Source organism: Sphingobacterium thermophilum, assembly GCF_039541675.1.
Classification (GTDB): Bacteria; Bacteroidota; Bacteroidia; order Sphingobacteriales; family Sphingobacteriaceae; genus Sphingobacterium; species Sphingobacterium thermophilum.
This window is the reverse complement of the sequence record NZ_BAABGR010000006.1, coordinates 1-15460: the sequence shown is the minus strand read 5'-3', so window position 1 is coordinate 15460 and position 15460 is coordinate 1. Positions and strand designations below refer to the sequence as shown.

The window sequence follows — 15460 nt, the reverse complement described above, 5'->3', positions numbered from 1 at the left end:
TCTCTTTAATATGTAGATACTAATAAGGTTGGTGTCCAGCTTTTACCTTCTAATCCCCAGCTTTCTTTGGGGATAATACCAAACCATTGATAGATGAAGAAAGGTACATCCACCGCGTTAGGCACCATTCTGTAGAAAGAGTCTCTTATTGGCGGCTGGAAATACGACACCACGTCACTAAATGTCACCCAGTTGTAAGGACCACTAAGCACCATATGGTGGTTGTTGCCCGACATGTCACTAAGCTTTCCGGTCCCTGCATCCTCATATCCCGGCCAATAGCCTAAAAGATTGGTGTACTTAGGGTGGGTTGCATCGACATGGGTGATGCCGGCCAATTCTGCAACTTCTTTGTTGCTGAAAGCCGTATTGTAGATCTGCAAATTGCTCAACAAAAAGTCCGGAGAGGTATTACCATCCCCTGCTTTCTTTCCTATCACCAGTGGCGCATTATTGGCGAGTGAGCTTTGATTTGCCGTATTGAAAGCATTCAGCTCCCCATCGGTAAACATCTTCACCGAATCCGCATTGCCGGAACGGCTAACGACTACGGCTATGCTATGCCATTCTCCATCGTTTACGCGTTTGGTACCGAAAACTTGGCTGCTTATATTGCTGTTCCAGCCCACTTTATTATCTCCATCTCGCACTTCGAGGAATAAGTTCCAGCCGTTTCCGGAAAAGCCTACATCACGTTTGGATAAGATGATAGGATAGTTGTGGCTGCTCGTAATATTTGACTTGAAGAAAAATACTATAGTAAAATCGTCCGAAGTGTCGAAATTGAAGGAAGAGGCATCCTGCAAAGTTGCATTCACCGCCGGCGAACCATAGGTGTAACGTATCGCACTTCCATCATACGGAATCTCGGTAGAATTAGGACGTGTCAGCAAGCTACGGGAGAATTTAGGATTATAGAAAAAGGTTATCGTATTTCTCTCATTATCACCATAAGAAGTATTGTCTACCTGCGAATTTTCTGCTGGCCCTCCTATACTGGAAGTGATGACCACCAGCCAATTTTCCTGTCCGTAGGTAGGTCTCTGCTTAATGGTTTCTATAAGCTCCCCCAATGCTGTATCGAAAGCACGTAATGCTTCAAGATATTCTTGATCGTCCGCTTCAAAAGAATGTTGCAACCCTACGATGTAAGGTTCTGAAAAATGGGAAACAATAAGATCGGAGGTTCCTTTGCTGATTTCTTCTTTCGTTTTGGTTAAGATATCTGCATCAGATATAGCTAAACTTCCCGTGTCAGCATCTTTCAACACCACATTGTAGAATTCTTCATTAGTAGAAAATGCTGCCGTATGCAGATTTTTTTCGCTTTTTATACGCTTGAGAAGTGAAGGATAGCTTGTTTGGTCGATCTGCGACAGGCTATTATCTACCACTTTGTGTTTAGTGGATGTTACCCCCGTCATCAGGTTAGCCAAGCCGATTTCTTTTGTAAATTGTATATCTTCATAATCTCCCAACGAGCCGTAAGAGTGTAAAGCGTTTCGGCTAATGATTTTCAGATTAGGCAATTCCAGTTGTTGAAGTGCTTTTCCTCTGATGCCGTCAGCAATGACATAAAGCACCTTTGACGAACCTGTAGAATAGTTAGGTTGTTCCGAAAAGCTTTTCAGAATATTTGGAAACTCTTTATTACACGAACTTAACGCCATACTCAGTACCGCCATAGGCAGAAAAGTTCGGTAAACTATGCTTATGAATGTCTTTATTTTCATACCACTTAGGTTTATCGGTTAGTTCTTGATTTCTATTTTAACAATATGTCCCACATTTTTGCCTCCCACTTCGTATATCGTACCTCCAAGCAGTATGGCAGGATTTCCTAAGGAAGAAGTGGTTTCCACTAGCGTAGTAGGTGTTCCTCTGAAACTACCTAGGTTGTTGTATTCCTGTTTTGCAGTACCATCGGCTTCTAAAATCAATACGCCACCTCGATTTATTCCATTATATTTAGAGAAAGATCCCGTTACAAAGACTTTTCCACTGTTGAGGATATAGGCGTAGTTAGGGAACTCACCATCCATATCGCCTAGCACAAAATTTTGATCTACACTTCCATCTGCATTCAACAACACCACACCATTCGTCGGTACACTGCCAAAGGTTTTGAATGTTCCAGCAATGGCTAACTTATTTAGTGTAGAGTTGTATGTCACAGATTGTATAGGCAGGTTTGTGCCTCCGTGCGAAAGGAAGTCTTCATCGACTTCTCCATTAGGCTTCAAGCATACTATATTATTTACGGCTTTGCCGTTATAGTTGGTGAAGGTCCCCGCAATCACTATACGTCCGTCGTTGAGCTTCACTGCACCATTCACAAATCCGTTAAAGCCGGTATTGTTCACGTTAAAAGTAGAATCCAAAGTGCCGTCCTCCTTAAGTCTAGCTACATTTTTAACTTTCGTATTGATATAATAGCGATTTACTCGGGAAGAATACGCATAGTCTATTTTCCAATAGGAAGTAAAGCTACCCACTACAATCACACCGTTGTCAGGAGTTTCAAAGACATAGCTGACCATCCCTCCTGAAAATCCTGCATTGAAAGAAGATACAGTATCCAGACCGTCCAACGGCTTGGTATCCGCATTAGGGTTGATCACTGCTACCACAGTAGTATCCAAACTACCATTAGCATTCAGCCTTGCTATACCTCCCACGGCACGTGCCGAAAATGTGGTAAGCGAACCTCCTACAATAAATTTACCGTTCGGAAGTCGGGCTATGGAACTAATAGGGCCGTTTGCTCTTCGTCTGAAATCCATCGACGTTGATGATTGCCCAAGGCTGGTAATATGATGGATACCTGTTCTATAAGTATTTCCCGACTTCTCGTTTTCAAAATTGGTGAAGCTACCTACCACGATATGTCCGCCGGAATGTGGCATAATCTGACGAAGTCCCATATCAAAACCGTTCACAATTTTATAGTCCGTATCCACAGCCACCTTACCTTCCACGCCTATACGAGGTCCATAAAATATCTGACCATCTAGGATTACGGTGACTATGCCTGAACTTACCTGGGCCGGCATACGGATATCAATAGTAGAGTCCGTAAGTGCCACTACTTCGGTGGAGACATCGTTGAGACGTATATCAAATTTATTTTCGTATTTTTTCAGTCCTTTCACATTTACCCGAACTACCTCTCCCGGGGCTGCAATCTCAGGGTCTGTACGATTGGCAGTAAACAGTATGCCGAAAGGCTCCTTGCCTCCCTCATACGGGTTTACGCCCACTTCTTCTTTTTTCTGACAGCCTACTACTGAAAGGAAGATTAATAAGGCTGCTATTATTTTACCGAATATCTCACGCATAATTTCTTCTCAGGTTAGTATGTAAAACCATAATTAATAGCGTCTGTCGCAAAATCGAAAGAGCTAAATCCGAAGCTGTGTTTTTGGAATTGTAACACATGAACTGCCCCATTGACAGGTTGAATGTCGGAAGTAGCCACAGGATTAGAATATGCTACGACAATCTGACGATATCCGGCATATTTAACGATCTGTTCTACACCGGCATTATTACGGGTTATCACATCGTTATAAAAGGTTCCTATATTGATAGGATCTCCTTTTATGGATAGATAGCCCTGACCCGGGTAAGCCAACATATTGTTGGTGTCTATCTGTGGGAAATCCTTCAATAGATATTTGTCATTGAAAATATATCGTGCTAAATACTTATTCCATACTGCTGGCGACACCTGACGAACGTCCAGCAAAGTATCATGTCCATTAGAATACAGTTGGCGATTAAGTACGCCCATGCTTTTGATAATACTTTGGTTCGTCGGTGCGAAGAAAGTTACCTTAGCATTAGGATCATTAAGAAGAGAAGCATACTCCGACATGTCGATAATCTTCACCAGCGTATCGAACAGCTCAGGACGGCTTTTCAAAAACTGCAATATCGTCCCATCATAATTAGGATTGTGCACCCCTCCATCCATATAGTAGTCCTGCTTGCATGAGGACATAGCAATCCCTATACTCATAAAAGCTAGGAACAATAATTTTATGTTGAATAGTCTTTTCATCGGCTTCAAAGTTTTAGTTCCAATACGTGTTTAATGTCATATACGGATTGTTGTTCAAGGCTGACGGATCTATTGGCCATGTCCACCCCCCCTTGTTGAATGCCTCTACGGACATAGCGGCAGAAGTATATTTGCTGTTGATAACCTTTCTTGTTCTCACCAGGTCATAATAGAAATGACCTTCTCCGATAAGCTCACGTACGCGTTCCCACCAGATAAAGTCTTTCAGCTCATCCCCTGTCTGTGAGACAGCCAGCGGCGCCTCCGCCCGGGCCCGTACTATATTGATTACTTCACGAGCCTCCGCATCTCTATCCAATTCGGCCAAGGCTTCCGCCTGAAGAAGGATAGCATCCACATAACGAAAAACAATTTGATTGTCGTCAGGATTGTAGTCCTCTCCTTCTTCATTGAAAACGTTTAAGAATTTAAGACACTGCATAAGTCCTGAGGTATCGTAAATATGCTCATCGTACCAAAACTCTTTTCTCTTATCCTGAACCCCAAGTGGATATAGTTCTTCCATGAAGTTGCGCTCATAATAAAGGTATGATCGCTGGATAGCCACGTTCTTATTCGGATATCTCAAGAAATAGTCTGAATAAGGAGCCGAGATGGAGAACGTCTCTCCATAGTTTAAGCTTTGGACAATTTCAAATAGACCTTCCTTGGTACGTCCTTTGAAGATTTCTTTGGTACGCTCAAGAGGAAGCAACTCATAAGCATTATCATTTTGGAAGCGGATCTCATTTCCCAATTCCACTACCGCATTATAATAAGGGGCTTTATCTTCCACAGTGAAACCTGCAATCCACATGTTCATATGCATCATCAGCACGATAGCAGCCCCACGCATTGCTCTGTTTCCGATAAGTGAAGGGTCATCATAGGTCCAAGGAAGATTCTGATAATGTTCCTGCATATCTGCAAGGCAATTTTTCAGCACCGTAATCATATTGGTGCGACCTATAGCTTTGCTGTGATATGCTTCCGTATAGTAAGGCACATCTCCATATAATCTAACCATAAAGAAATAGGCCAGATTTCTCAGAAACACAGCTTCTGCCTTATAGCGTGCTTTCGCAGCCGGAGAAATCAGTCCTTCTTCCATATTATCTACTTCAAAGAAAACTATATTCGCCGACTGTACCATCTTGAAGAAGTCATTCCATTTAGGAATAGCGGTAAATCCAAAGAAGCTGTAGTCCGAAGAAAATAATGCATTGATATTGTTATTGCGCAGATGTGTCAGGTAGTCACGAGAAGCTCCCGAAGACTGCGACGTACGCATGATAGGCGCACAGCGAAAATCTCCCGTAGCGGGAAAGAAAATACGATGGTTGGCAGAACCTCCTATCGGTGTCCCCATTGTCGCCAGACGGAAAGTCTTATATATCCCCACAAGGAATTTGTCCACATCTTCTGCCGATTTCCAGTAATTGTTACCGGTCAAGTTATCTTTAGGCGATACGTTTAAGAAGTCTTTTCCACAAGAAAAGAACAACAAACTGATAAATATGAATAGGCCTATAATTGATTTCTTCATGTCTCTAGGTGTTAGAATTGAACATTAATACCCAATGTATAACTTCTTCTGTTAGGATATCCTGCCGAAGAGTCACGCCCTAAAGCAGACACCAATTCGGGATCCGGACCAGAATAGTTGCTGATCGTAAAAATATTATTGGCCGAAATGTAGAGTCTGGCTGATGTGATTCCCAACGCCTTACGGATGAAGTCTCGGTCAAAATTGTACGCCAATGTTGCTGTAGTAAACTTGAAATAAGATCCGTCTTCCTGGAATAACGTCTGATCGTAACGGAAAGGATCGATATAGCCATATCTGCGGAAGTCGTAAACATTAGGATAATATGACTTTGTATTTTCCGTCGTCCATACATCTAGGTCGGTAATAGGAACCAATGCTCCCGTACCCGTAGGACTGCTATAGTTTCTTAAGCGATCGGCCAAAGCATTGTTCAACACGTCTCTTTTGAAAGTCATGAAGAACTGCGAGTTCAACGACCAGTTCTTATATTGGAAGAAGGCATTAAAACCTCCTGTGAATACAGGCTGTGAATTACCTACTATCACTAAGTCGTTTTCATCCAAGATATAGTCTCCGTTCAAATCCGTCCAGATAGGGTCTCCCGCTTTGAAGAAGCGCTCCTCCGCAAAAGATCCTCCCACACGGTAGCGTAAACCTGTCAATGGATTCACCGGCACCTGATCGTCCGACTCATACACGCCTCGATAGTGTAAAAGCACATTAGAAAGGGAGTTGATTCCCAAACGATAAAGGATGGACTGTCTATAAACCGAATTGTCTGCCACCAACAGCTGGCGTACATTATCTGGCAGTGCCGCAGCATAATCCCTATTGAAGGCTCCATTAAGATTGAATGAATAGCTGAAGTCTCCTTTTTTTCTTGGTCGGTACGTGATGATAAACTCATGTCCCATATTAACCAAAGAAGTCTCATTGGTATTTACATTACCAAAGGCATTGATATTAGCTATACTTTTCGTTCTTAAAATCTGGTCAGACTGCTTATAGTAGTTTTCATATGTAAAGGAAAGACCATTTTTGAAACCGAACTCTAAAGCTAAATTCAGCATGGTAGTGGTCTGTGGAAGTAATTCTATATTAGGGATACTGGTCATATCCAACGTCACCGACGGCTGGTTGTTATACGTCTGCGGGTCAGAAGTATATTTACCATATACATCATAAATACTTCCTGACGGCACAATGTTCTTTCCCCAACTACCACGGATCATACCGAAATCCAAAAATTCCCAGCTATCGAAAAAACCTTCATTTTTGAAGTTCCAACGAGCTCCTACCGAGGGAAGCTGTGACCATGGGTTGGCAGAGCCCGTAGTAGAAGTACCGTCCAGACGGTATGAAAACTCAACAATATATTTAGAGTCATAGTTATACGTGATATTTCCTGCATAACCTAAGGTTCTTTTCTCATATAACCCTTGGAGAGTACCTCCCAACGCCAAAGAGGTAGCATATCCTAACCCCGAAGTGAACTGATCGTTAGGTGTACCTGTAAGCTGCATAACATCAGCCTGAAACTTACTCACTTCAGCTTCATTGAACACATAACCACTCAAAATATGTTTGCCCCCAAAATCTGTAGTATAAGAAAGCATATTTCTGTTGTATAAGGTGTTCAACCTATCGTTGTACGAATACACTTCTGTCATATTTGAGTTGAGGGCTTCAGGAAGGAAGCGGTTTTGGTTAGCTATTTTGAAGTTATAACTCAAGGTCGTAAATACTTTAAAGCCCTTGAATGGAGAATATTCCATCTCCAGTTGAGAATTTAAATTTCCTGTTTTGTTGTCATTCTTCATACTCAAGGCAGCCAAGGCATCCATACTTCCAGAAAAGAGGGATGGCGGCGGCAACAGTGAACTGGAGTTGGCCGAATTGGCGACACCGCTCTGTCTGAAGGCATTACCACTTCCTGTGCTGTTCTTCGCTAAAGAAGGACTTAAGTTTACAAACATACGATAGCGATCACTAGGTCGGTATTGCATATTCATCGGCACAGAATAACGTGTGAAGCCCGTATTTTCCAAAATACCTCGCTCATTATAGTAACTCGGGGCAATCTTATAGTTAAATGTATTATCCCCTCCCGATATATTCACCGAATGGGAAGTATTAAGCGTAGTACGATAGAAATAAGATTGCCAGTCCGTAGAGTTATTATAATATGGATTCAAAGAGTCTGCTAGCATTGGTGTATTATTAATAAGCTGTAATGCCGCATTATAGGACGTGTCGTTCTGCAAAATCTGATTTACGCGTGAGCGACGTTCCAAAACTCCTCCCAACACTTTTCTCAGATTGGGTGGCGTGTTAAGGAAAGTCTGTCCTACATACTGAACAATAGGTACTTTAGATTTTCCTCTTTTGGTGGTCACCAAAATAACACCATAAGCACCTTTAGATCCATATAAAGCTGTAGCCTGCGCGTCTTTCAATACGGTGATATCTTCGATATCTTCCACAGGAATCATGGCTATAGGACTGATACCGGGTCCTGCCGTTTGGAATCCATACTCATAGTTGGTTCCTTCATCGATTGGCACACCATCGATTACATACAACGGCGAGGTTGGCGTCAAGAAAGCATCATCTCCAGATCCTTGAACATTCAACGTCGAAATACCGCGTATAGCCACCGAACCACGCATACCTGGCGTACCATTGTTCAGCTGTACGTTCATTCCCGCCACTTTACCTTGTAATAAGTCCGTAAAGTTGGCTACAGGTACATCCTGGATTTCTTTGCCACTGATGGTTACGGCAGAACCGGTCAGTGTCTCCCGCTTGCGGGCTTGGTATCCCACCACCACGGTCTCTTCAATCTCCATTGCTGCTTCCTCCAACACGACATTATAACGTGTCTTGCCGGCAACGACATCCACGTAAAGATTGTTGTACCCCACAGCACGGAAGAGCAGCTTGGTATTTACATTTACTCTTATATTAAACTGTCCTTGCTGGTTGGTTGCTCCAAGGACCTTTTTATTCGAATTGTTAATGATTGTCACCCCATGCAATAGACTGCCTGAGAAACTTCTCACTTCACCGGTGATCTGTACTTCTTGCACAAAAGCATAAACCACAAGGAAGTTTAACAGGAATAATATAAACTTAACTTTTTTCATACGGTTCATATTTGGCTAGTCGTTATCAAATTTTGGGGTCTCTTTCCTAAAGCGAAACTGTATTTCCCAATGTCCTTCCTCATAGATAGCAAAATCAAATCCCAACATACACTCCTGCAAAAGACCTGCAAAGCCTAGACGGTTAAACTTCAGAGCAATACGTGCTCTTGAGCCATCAGCCGTCGTGTATCTGGTAGGATAAGTGATCAAAGGTATAGGATACGCAACGTCGTATACAGCTTTCTTATTTTCAAAGCGTTGGTTAAAACCATGAAGCATATTTTTCCAATCCGTAATCTTAAACTTTTGGATATCAATATAATTGTTCATGGAATCCAACACACTTATGGTCAGTGTCTTCGTTGCCGCCGTATTGTCATAATGTCTGAACACAAACACATCTATGTCCGATGGGAAAATTAAATCTCCCGTTCTTTCGCCATAAAGGTTGGACACCTGAGAAGGTGTCAAGGCAGCCCTTGTAGCCAAGCCTGTCTCATAATTGTACTGAGAGGGCTCGTAAGGTCTTTCCTTATAAGGCTTAAGACGAAGGTTACGTGCATAACGACGACCTCCCGAATTAGCTATTTCCACATCAAAAACATAGCAGGAATCCGGCTGTGTACGTATCCAGTTGGAGTTGCCGAAATCCCAAAACATAATGTCTCCAGAATTCTTACCTATCTCCAAAATGGAATGGTACTCTATTTCACGTTTAGCTTCAATCTCTTCCAAGGATTTTTCCTCTCCCGTGTAGCTGGCTTTCCATACTTTCACGGGAAACTTGTCCGTAAGTTCTGTAGCAGGATCTCCTTCGACAGTACGTACGTTGATGATTTTAAATTCTAGCGGCAAGGTCGAAGAATTTCCAACGTTCACCGCTTTTTCATAAAGAGTCTTGCGTCCCAATGTTGGGGTAAACTCCTTAACCATATAATTAATATCATCCCCTAAAGCGTCCAAACTTTCCGGAATAAAGGATTTACACGAAAAGCAGCTCGCCAATCCAAAGAGGATAGATAGATAGAATGTTCCCTTTTTCACGACTTTCATGGTTTAATTACTGTGAAGAATATTTACTTGTAAACTTTCCGAATCCAAAGTCATGTCCTGTCGAAAGAATGTGGATAATACCATTCTTCGTTTTCACGTTTACCACGGTAGTGTTCACGCGTTGCCAATATCTCTGGAAAATGGAATTGTTTGTATCACTGAAAATCAACTGCTGCTGTCCTCCTCCTACCATACCCGAAGCATTCAGCACTCTATATTGTATATGCATTCTGTAATTGTGTTTCGTGCTGAATACCACCTGTCCGTCGATAAAAGGCTTTAACTGTTCCGTATCGTAAGCATCGTTGATGACATAGCGGTTCATCATAGAGTCCAGATCTATCAAACCTACATCTTCGAGATATAGACTCGGTCTTCCCGTGATAGCACGGGTGGTATTTAAGGCTTCCAAAGCGATGTCAAAGCTTCTATTGGTCACCGCAAACAAGGTATATGTAGAATCCGGATGCTGCAACTTGGCTCTAAGATCCGGCAGACGGTCCAGAACTAGGAGCAAGGAATCATACACTCCCGGTTGAGATTTGATATAATCGTAAATCGTGCCGTCATATTGCGGAGTTTCCGTATTATAATCGTAATAATACATGTCTCCTTTATCACAGCTTATGTTCAGCCAAATCAAGATTGGCAATATGATTTTTGATAGTGTTTTCATACCGATGAAGACTTTATTTCCAATAATCATTCTGTTCTATGGCCGTATTTTTGTTCAACACCTCCGTAGAGATTGGCCAGTAAATTCCTCCTTGTTCGATGAGCCTAACAATCTCAGGATTAACATTTTTCAGTTTGTTGAGGCGCACCTGATCGTACCATCTCCATCCTTCTCCCATAAGCTCTCTTCTTCGCTCATTGAAAATCTCATCTATCAACGGAGTAGTAGAGGCTATAGAATAGGTACGTACACCACGATTTATCTTCACCCTGTTGAGCATAGTAATAGCATCATCACGAGATCCAAGTACAGCTAGAGCTTCAGCTCGTAACAAAGCTATCTCTTCAAGACGCGTGAAAATAAGATTAGAACCAAAGACACCATAAGCACCATCCGACACACCATCCCTAATAATTTTAATCTTACTGAAAATCGGAATCTCCCCACTGTAGTTGGTGAAGTAATTAGTTCTTGTCAATCCGGAAATAGTATCTATACCAAAGCGGGTATCGTTGATATCGTCAAAAATTTTGACAATACTATCTTTCGGTACATATATATCCGGACGCTGTTTAGTGATAAGCGGCTCAGCCAACGTAAGCTCTTCAATATGTCCCGTTGCTGTGGCCTCCCCATACATATACGGTGCAGGAATAGATAACAACTGTCCACCGCTGTAATTATTCGAAAATATACCCGATAAACCGGTGAGGTTACCAATATTGGTAATATAGTCTATAGAAATATTGGTATAGTTGTTCAGAATAAACTGTGTATAGGTATCTACATTAATATATTTGCCCTGCCATGCAGCAATATGGGCTAGCACAACATACGCTGTAAGCTTATTAAACAGGGCTTTTCTCCAATAGCTGTTGGTCTGGCCGTAATACAACACCGTCGAAGTTCCGTAGGTATAAGGCAAGTCTACTACTGCAGTAAGCAGCTCACTCTCTGCAAAATTAAGTACAGTCTGACTATCGGTTTTCGGACGATGTTCGAATGAACCATCGTCAAAAGATTTAGTTATCAAAGGTACGTCTCCCCAAATACGGGTCATGTAGAAATAGGCGAAAGCCCGTATAGCACGCGCTTGGGCAATATCCATCTTTAGATTTTGCTCGGTATAGCGCGAATCTCTCTCTCGCACCTCCGGAGCTCTCTCGATAAAGATAGATGCAGCATTAATTACTGCATAGAATCTTCTCCAATTCGAAAGATTCTTAATCAAAGGAAAAGAGGCCTTCAGATTATTAGCGTTCACAGCACTGAGGTCCGAGCGATTGTAGAAAATAAAATCGCCGTGACGCAACTCCCCATAAATCCAATGAGAATTGTTTTCCACCAACGCTGTACGCAACAAACTGTAGAGGCCCATAAGGGCAGACTTGGTATCCGAAATACTCGTCCACTGTAATGTTTCCGAAGCTACTTCGCCACTCGGCTCAGCCAACTTATCATCGCAGGATACCGTTATACTATGCAATACCATAGCCCCTACTAGTATGGTAATTATATTGAATATCTTCTTCATAATTGGCTAGTAATAATTATAGGTCTAACTTAAATCCTAAGGTATAAGTCGGTGTCAGTGGCATACCATATCCATTATAGTATCCATTGAAGTTCACCAGCTCAGGGTCTCTTCCAGAAAATTTCGAGAAAGTGTACAGATTGTTTACCGTAGCATAAATATATGCTCTACGCAACGTTTTCACCCTTTCCAAAAATGTGGCTTTGGTAAGACTATAGCCCAAAGTCACACCTCGTATCTTCAGGAAAGACGCATCTTCCAAGAAAAGATCCTGATCTACGCGATATGGATTTATACTACTCCACACATTGTACAACGGATATTTGCTGATGTCAACATCCTGCTGCCAGTGGAAAATCTCTCGAATGGAAGATATGCTGTTATTGGATTCGTTGTTGATGAAGTTATATTTGTTTGCAGCACGTTCATTGATAGCCTTCTGTCCTAGGGCAAAATATAAATCTATACTAAGATCAATATTCTTATAGCTGAAACGGTTGTTGAATCCACCGAACACCTTAGGCAAGGCATTTCCAATTACAATCTTATCCAGTTCTGTAATTTGGGAGTCATTGTTCTGGTCCCTCCATCTTGGATCTCCATATTGAAAAGGGATGCCATCAAAATTTAACTTCACGCCGCCCGACACAGGTACTTCGGCATCACTCTTGAAGATGCCTTCATTCTGATAAAGCCAAAAAGCATCAGCAGCCTTCCCTACCTCCAACAAGCGGTCTCCTATCACAAGCTGGTTCAGCTTGTTAGGAAGTGCCGTAACCTCGTTTCTATTTATATTCAGATTGACGTTTGTCGTCCAGCTGAAATTCTCCGGCTTATCTACGACCCTTGCCATAAAATCTAAGTCAATCCCTCTATTGCGAATCGCTAGACCATTCTTAAACTCACCCACATATCCATACTCTTCCGGTACCGGAACCAACACAATCTGGTTTTTATTGTCACGTTGATAAAAAGAAAGATTAGTGGTGACTCTGTTCTTTATAAACGACTTATAGAAATTAACCTCATACTGATCAACATACGCCCATTCAAGCCCGTAGCCGACCCATCCGCGGTTATACGGTCTTGATGAAGCCGCATTGCCATAAAATGAAAGAACATTGGACTCTCCCGCCCAAATCAGGTTAGAATAGTATTGAGGTCCTACAGCAAATCGGCTGTCATAATTGATTTGGCCTACACGTCCTGCAGACAACTTGATAGAAAATTCATCATCCCACGAAAGCTGTTTTCCAAGATTCCATTTAACACTGGCAGAAGGTGTAAATAGCCATCGAGCGTCAGGTTGTATCGACGAAGAGCCATCCCAACGCAATACAGCATCTACATTCCAAATGCCTGCATAATCATACCCTAATTTTCCATACACCGAAAACAGACGGTTTATCTCCGTATTAATTCATCGGTGAACCTTCAATCCTGCCTGCGGTTCCAAATACTGAGCACTACCTGAGTTGCCAGATACTACATTCAGTTTAATAAAATCATTAGGACCATCGAATGCTTTAGCATAGTGGAACCTATATAAATCATCCAAATATTGAATCCCCCCATGGAAAGAAAGAGCCTGCTTCGCATTAAACTGATGGCTATACTTCAAATTATTGACAAAAGCATAACGCTGCGAATAACCATAATAATTCGAAATATAATTGGTCGTTTCCATCAGCTCTGAAGGATAGAACACATCACGGATTCCTTCAGAATAGTCTATTAAGAAAGAAGAAGTATAAGTCAGATTTTTCAAAATGTCAAAAGACAAGGATATATTGCCCTGTATGCTGTTAGTGATGTTATCATTCACTGCACGGTCATACATTGCAAGATAATTACGGTATTGTTCCAAGTTAGGAGACAGCGGGGTAGATAAATCCGGAAGGTAACCGATCTCAGCATATCTATCTCTTAAGCTGGTATTTCTGTTACGGTCTGTACGGGTAGCATTCACAAAGGCAGAGACCGTGAACCATTGGAATGGTAACATGTTAATGTTCAGCAAAGCATTATAGCGATTAAACTGATTATTATCAGCCGTCGAACTTCCTCTTGTGTGGGACCCCACAAAACCGAAATTAGCACGCTCACTTCCTCCTCTTATACTAAAATCTACAGAGTATAATGAAGAATTTCGATAATATTCATCTATCCATTTCGCCGCACCGTAATAATTCATATTGGTGGAATCCGCCAGATAACCTGGGTACAATTGACGGGCAGCCACCGTATTATTATACAAAGCATAAAAAGGCTGTCTGAATAGATTCTCATAATGAGCGTTAACAGGTGTCACCGAAGGTTTTGTATTAATCCCGTAATAACTATTTACCGAGATCTCCCTGTCCCCTGACTTTCCTCCAAAAGTGGTTATCAAGATAGCTCCATTAGCTGCCAATGGTCCCAGTGCAGCAAGTCTAGCCGGATCTTTAACCACCTCAATGCTCTCAATAGCACTGATATCAACAAAATTTAAAAAGTCTGTCTCAGGACCGATACGGTTGTATTTGTAAAGCTGAGCCTCATAGGCAAAACTATGATTGGTAACCATAGGAACACCATTTACAAATACAGTAGGTCTTACTTGATTTATATCAGCATTGCTGAATAATGTTGAGCCGGCACCACGAACAATGATATTCTGATAGGAACCGGTTTCGCCAGAAGGCTGCTGTACATATACACCGCTGACCTGGCCTTTGAAAAATTCCGATAGATTGGTGAAAGGCTTGACATTCACCTTCTTGAGATCAATAGTATCTACTGAACTTATGGACTTCCTAAGATTTCTGAAATTGGCTAGCTCCTCGGCTGTAAGATCCTTCTCACGGCTTGTATCGGGCAGCAAAACCAATCGTTCCCCGGATTTCCATTCCCTAGAAACATTAGGATATGACAATGCAATGTCATTGTACAAAAGTATAGATACTAGTACGAGAAATTTCCTTATCATACTGTACTTTTTAGGATTAGAAATTGGTTAAATTAGCTGACGTATTATTTTCAATTATTTTCTGAAAATAAAGATTACTACAGCATAAAAGAAGGCCTCATTTCACGAAATCGTTTGCACAACTTTACGCAATCAATTTCGTAATCTCGATACCCTCAGTATCAGTATCACTTTGTAACATAAGGATTTATACAGACCGAAAAAGAATCTGAGTCTAAGCTAGTATATAGAAGCCGGATTTATTATAAATCCATAAAAATGGAAATAAAAAGAAAAAATTTAACTCCTGGTGGTTTATAAAATCGGAGAAAGAACTTACTTTATCAGTAAAAGAAAAGCACAATCCTAATATGTTAAGCAGGGAAATAATAGGATATATCTAGGAAGCGTTGTAAAACAAGAAAAGCCTTATCGATATGGATAAGGCTTTTCTTTGTTTAATAAGGGTAGGCACCGACCTACTCTCCCACC

Annotated in this window: 10 protein-coding genes; all 10 read right to left on the bottom strand. The window is 41.6% G+C overall.

From position 1 onward, the window contains the following. Positions 1 to 5 precede the first annotated feature (5 nt). From ABD873_RS02160 to ABD873_RS02115, 10 genes are read right to left on the bottom strand one after another with little or no spacing between them, the layout of a single operon-like run. Positions 6 to 1733 carry a LamG-like jellyroll fold domain-containing protein gene (locus ABD873_RS02160; protein ID WP_345064028.1) on the bottom strand — a complete coding sequence of 576 codons (1728 nt, stop codon included), beginning with the start codon at positions 1731 to 1733 and terminating at the stop codon, positions 6 to 8. 18 nt (positions 1734 to 1751) lie between these two features. After that, positions 1752 to 3338 (bottom strand): DUF5008 domain-containing protein, encoded by a 1587-nt coding sequence (locus ABD873_RS02155; RefSeq protein ID WP_345064025.1) that lies wholly within the window; start codon positions 3336 to 3338, stop codon positions 1752 to 1754. A gap of 14 nt (positions 3339 to 3352) precedes the next feature. Continuing rightward, complete coding sequence (locus ABD873_RS02150) at positions 3353 to 4063, bottom strand: fasciclin domain-containing protein (RefSeq protein ID WP_345064022.1); 711 nt, start codon at positions 4061 to 4063, stop codon at positions 3353 to 3355. A gap of 13 nt (positions 4064 to 4076) precedes the next feature. Then, positions 4077 to 5609, bottom strand: coding sequence for a RagB/SusD family nutrient uptake outer membrane protein (locus tag ABD873_RS02145; protein ID WP_039054361.1), 1533 nt, complete (start codon positions 5607 to 5609; stop codon positions 4077 to 4079). A gap of 11 nt (positions 5610 to 5620) precedes the next feature. Further along, a complete protein-coding gene (locus tag ABD873_RS02140) occupies positions 5621 to 8758 on the bottom strand; it encodes a SusC/RagA family TonB-linked outer membrane protein (protein WP_345064017.1) in 3138 nt (1045 codons plus the stop codon). Positions 8759 to 8773: 15 nt separating this feature from the next. Then, positions 8774 to 9811, bottom strand: a complete 1038-nt coding sequence (locus ABD873_RS02135; RefSeq protein WP_345064014.1) for a DUF5007 domain-containing protein — start codon at positions 9809 to 9811, stop codon at positions 8774 to 8776. Positions 9812 to 9818: 7 nt separating this feature from the next. Further along, positions 9819 to 10487 carry a hypothetical protein gene (locus ABD873_RS02130; protein WP_345064011.1) on the bottom strand — a complete coding sequence of 223 codons (669 nt, stop codon included), beginning with the start codon at positions 10485 to 10487 and terminating at the stop codon, positions 9819 to 9821. Positions 10488 to 10500: 13 nt separating this feature from the next. After that, positions 10501 to 12021: a RagB/SusD family nutrient uptake outer membrane protein gene (locus tag ABD873_RS02125; protein WP_345064008.1), complete on the bottom strand. Its 1521-nt coding sequence runs from the start codon at positions 12019 to 12021 to the stop codon at positions 10501 to 10503. A 16-nt stretch (positions 12022 to 12037) separates the two neighbouring features. Then, positions 12038 to 13411 carry a SusC/RagA family TonB-linked outer membrane protein gene (locus tag ABD873_RS02120; RefSeq protein WP_345064005.1) on the bottom strand — a complete coding sequence of 458 codons (1374 nt, stop codon included), beginning with the start codon at positions 13409 to 13411 and terminating at the stop codon, positions 12038 to 12040. Between the two features lie 30 nt (positions 13412 to 13441). Beyond that, positions 13442 to 14989: a TonB-dependent receptor plug domain-containing protein gene (locus ABD873_RS02115; protein ID WP_345064002.1), complete on the bottom strand. Its 1548-nt coding sequence runs from the start codon at positions 14987 to 14989 to the stop codon at positions 13442 to 13444. Positions 14990 to 15460 lie beyond the last annotated feature (471 nt).

What these genes read in the sequence shown, in the direction of transcription:
- ABD873_RS02160 (WP_345064028.1), bottom strand. Translation starts at nt 1,733, where the DNA reads ATGAAAATAAAGACATTCATAAGCATAGTTTACCGAACTTTTCTGCCT.
- ABD873_RS02155 (WP_345064025.1), bottom strand. Translation starts at nt 3,338, where the DNA reads ATGCGTGAGATATTCGGTAAAATAATAGCAGCCTTATTAATCTTCCTT.
- ABD873_RS02150 (WP_345064022.1), bottom strand. Translation starts at nt 4,063, where the DNA reads ATGAAAAGACTATTCAACATAAAATTATTGTTCCTAGCTTTTATGAGT.
- ABD873_RS02145 (WP_039054361.1), bottom strand. Translation starts at nt 5,609, where the DNA reads ATGAAGAAATCAATTATAGGCCTATTCATATTTATCAGTTTGTTGTTC.
- ABD873_RS02140 (WP_345064017.1), bottom strand. Translation starts at nt 8,758, where the DNA reads ATGAAAAAAGTTAAGTTTATATTATTCCTGTTAAACTTCCTTGTGGTT.
- ABD873_RS02135 (WP_345064014.1), bottom strand. Translation starts at nt 9,811, where the DNA reads ATGAAAGTCGTGAAAAAGGGAACATTCTATCTATCTATCCTCTTTGGA.
- ABD873_RS02130 (WP_345064011.1), bottom strand. Translation starts at nt 10,487, where the DNA reads ATGAAAACACTATCAAAAATCATATTGCCAATCTTGATTTGGCTGAAC.
- ABD873_RS02125 (WP_345064008.1), bottom strand. Translation starts at nt 12,021, where the DNA reads ATGAAGAAGATATTCAATATAATTACCATACTAGTAGGGGCTATGGTA.
- ABD873_RS02115 (WP_345064002.1), bottom strand. Translation starts at nt 14,989, where the DNA reads ATGATAAGGAAATTTCTCGTACTAGTATCTATACTTTTGTACAATGAC.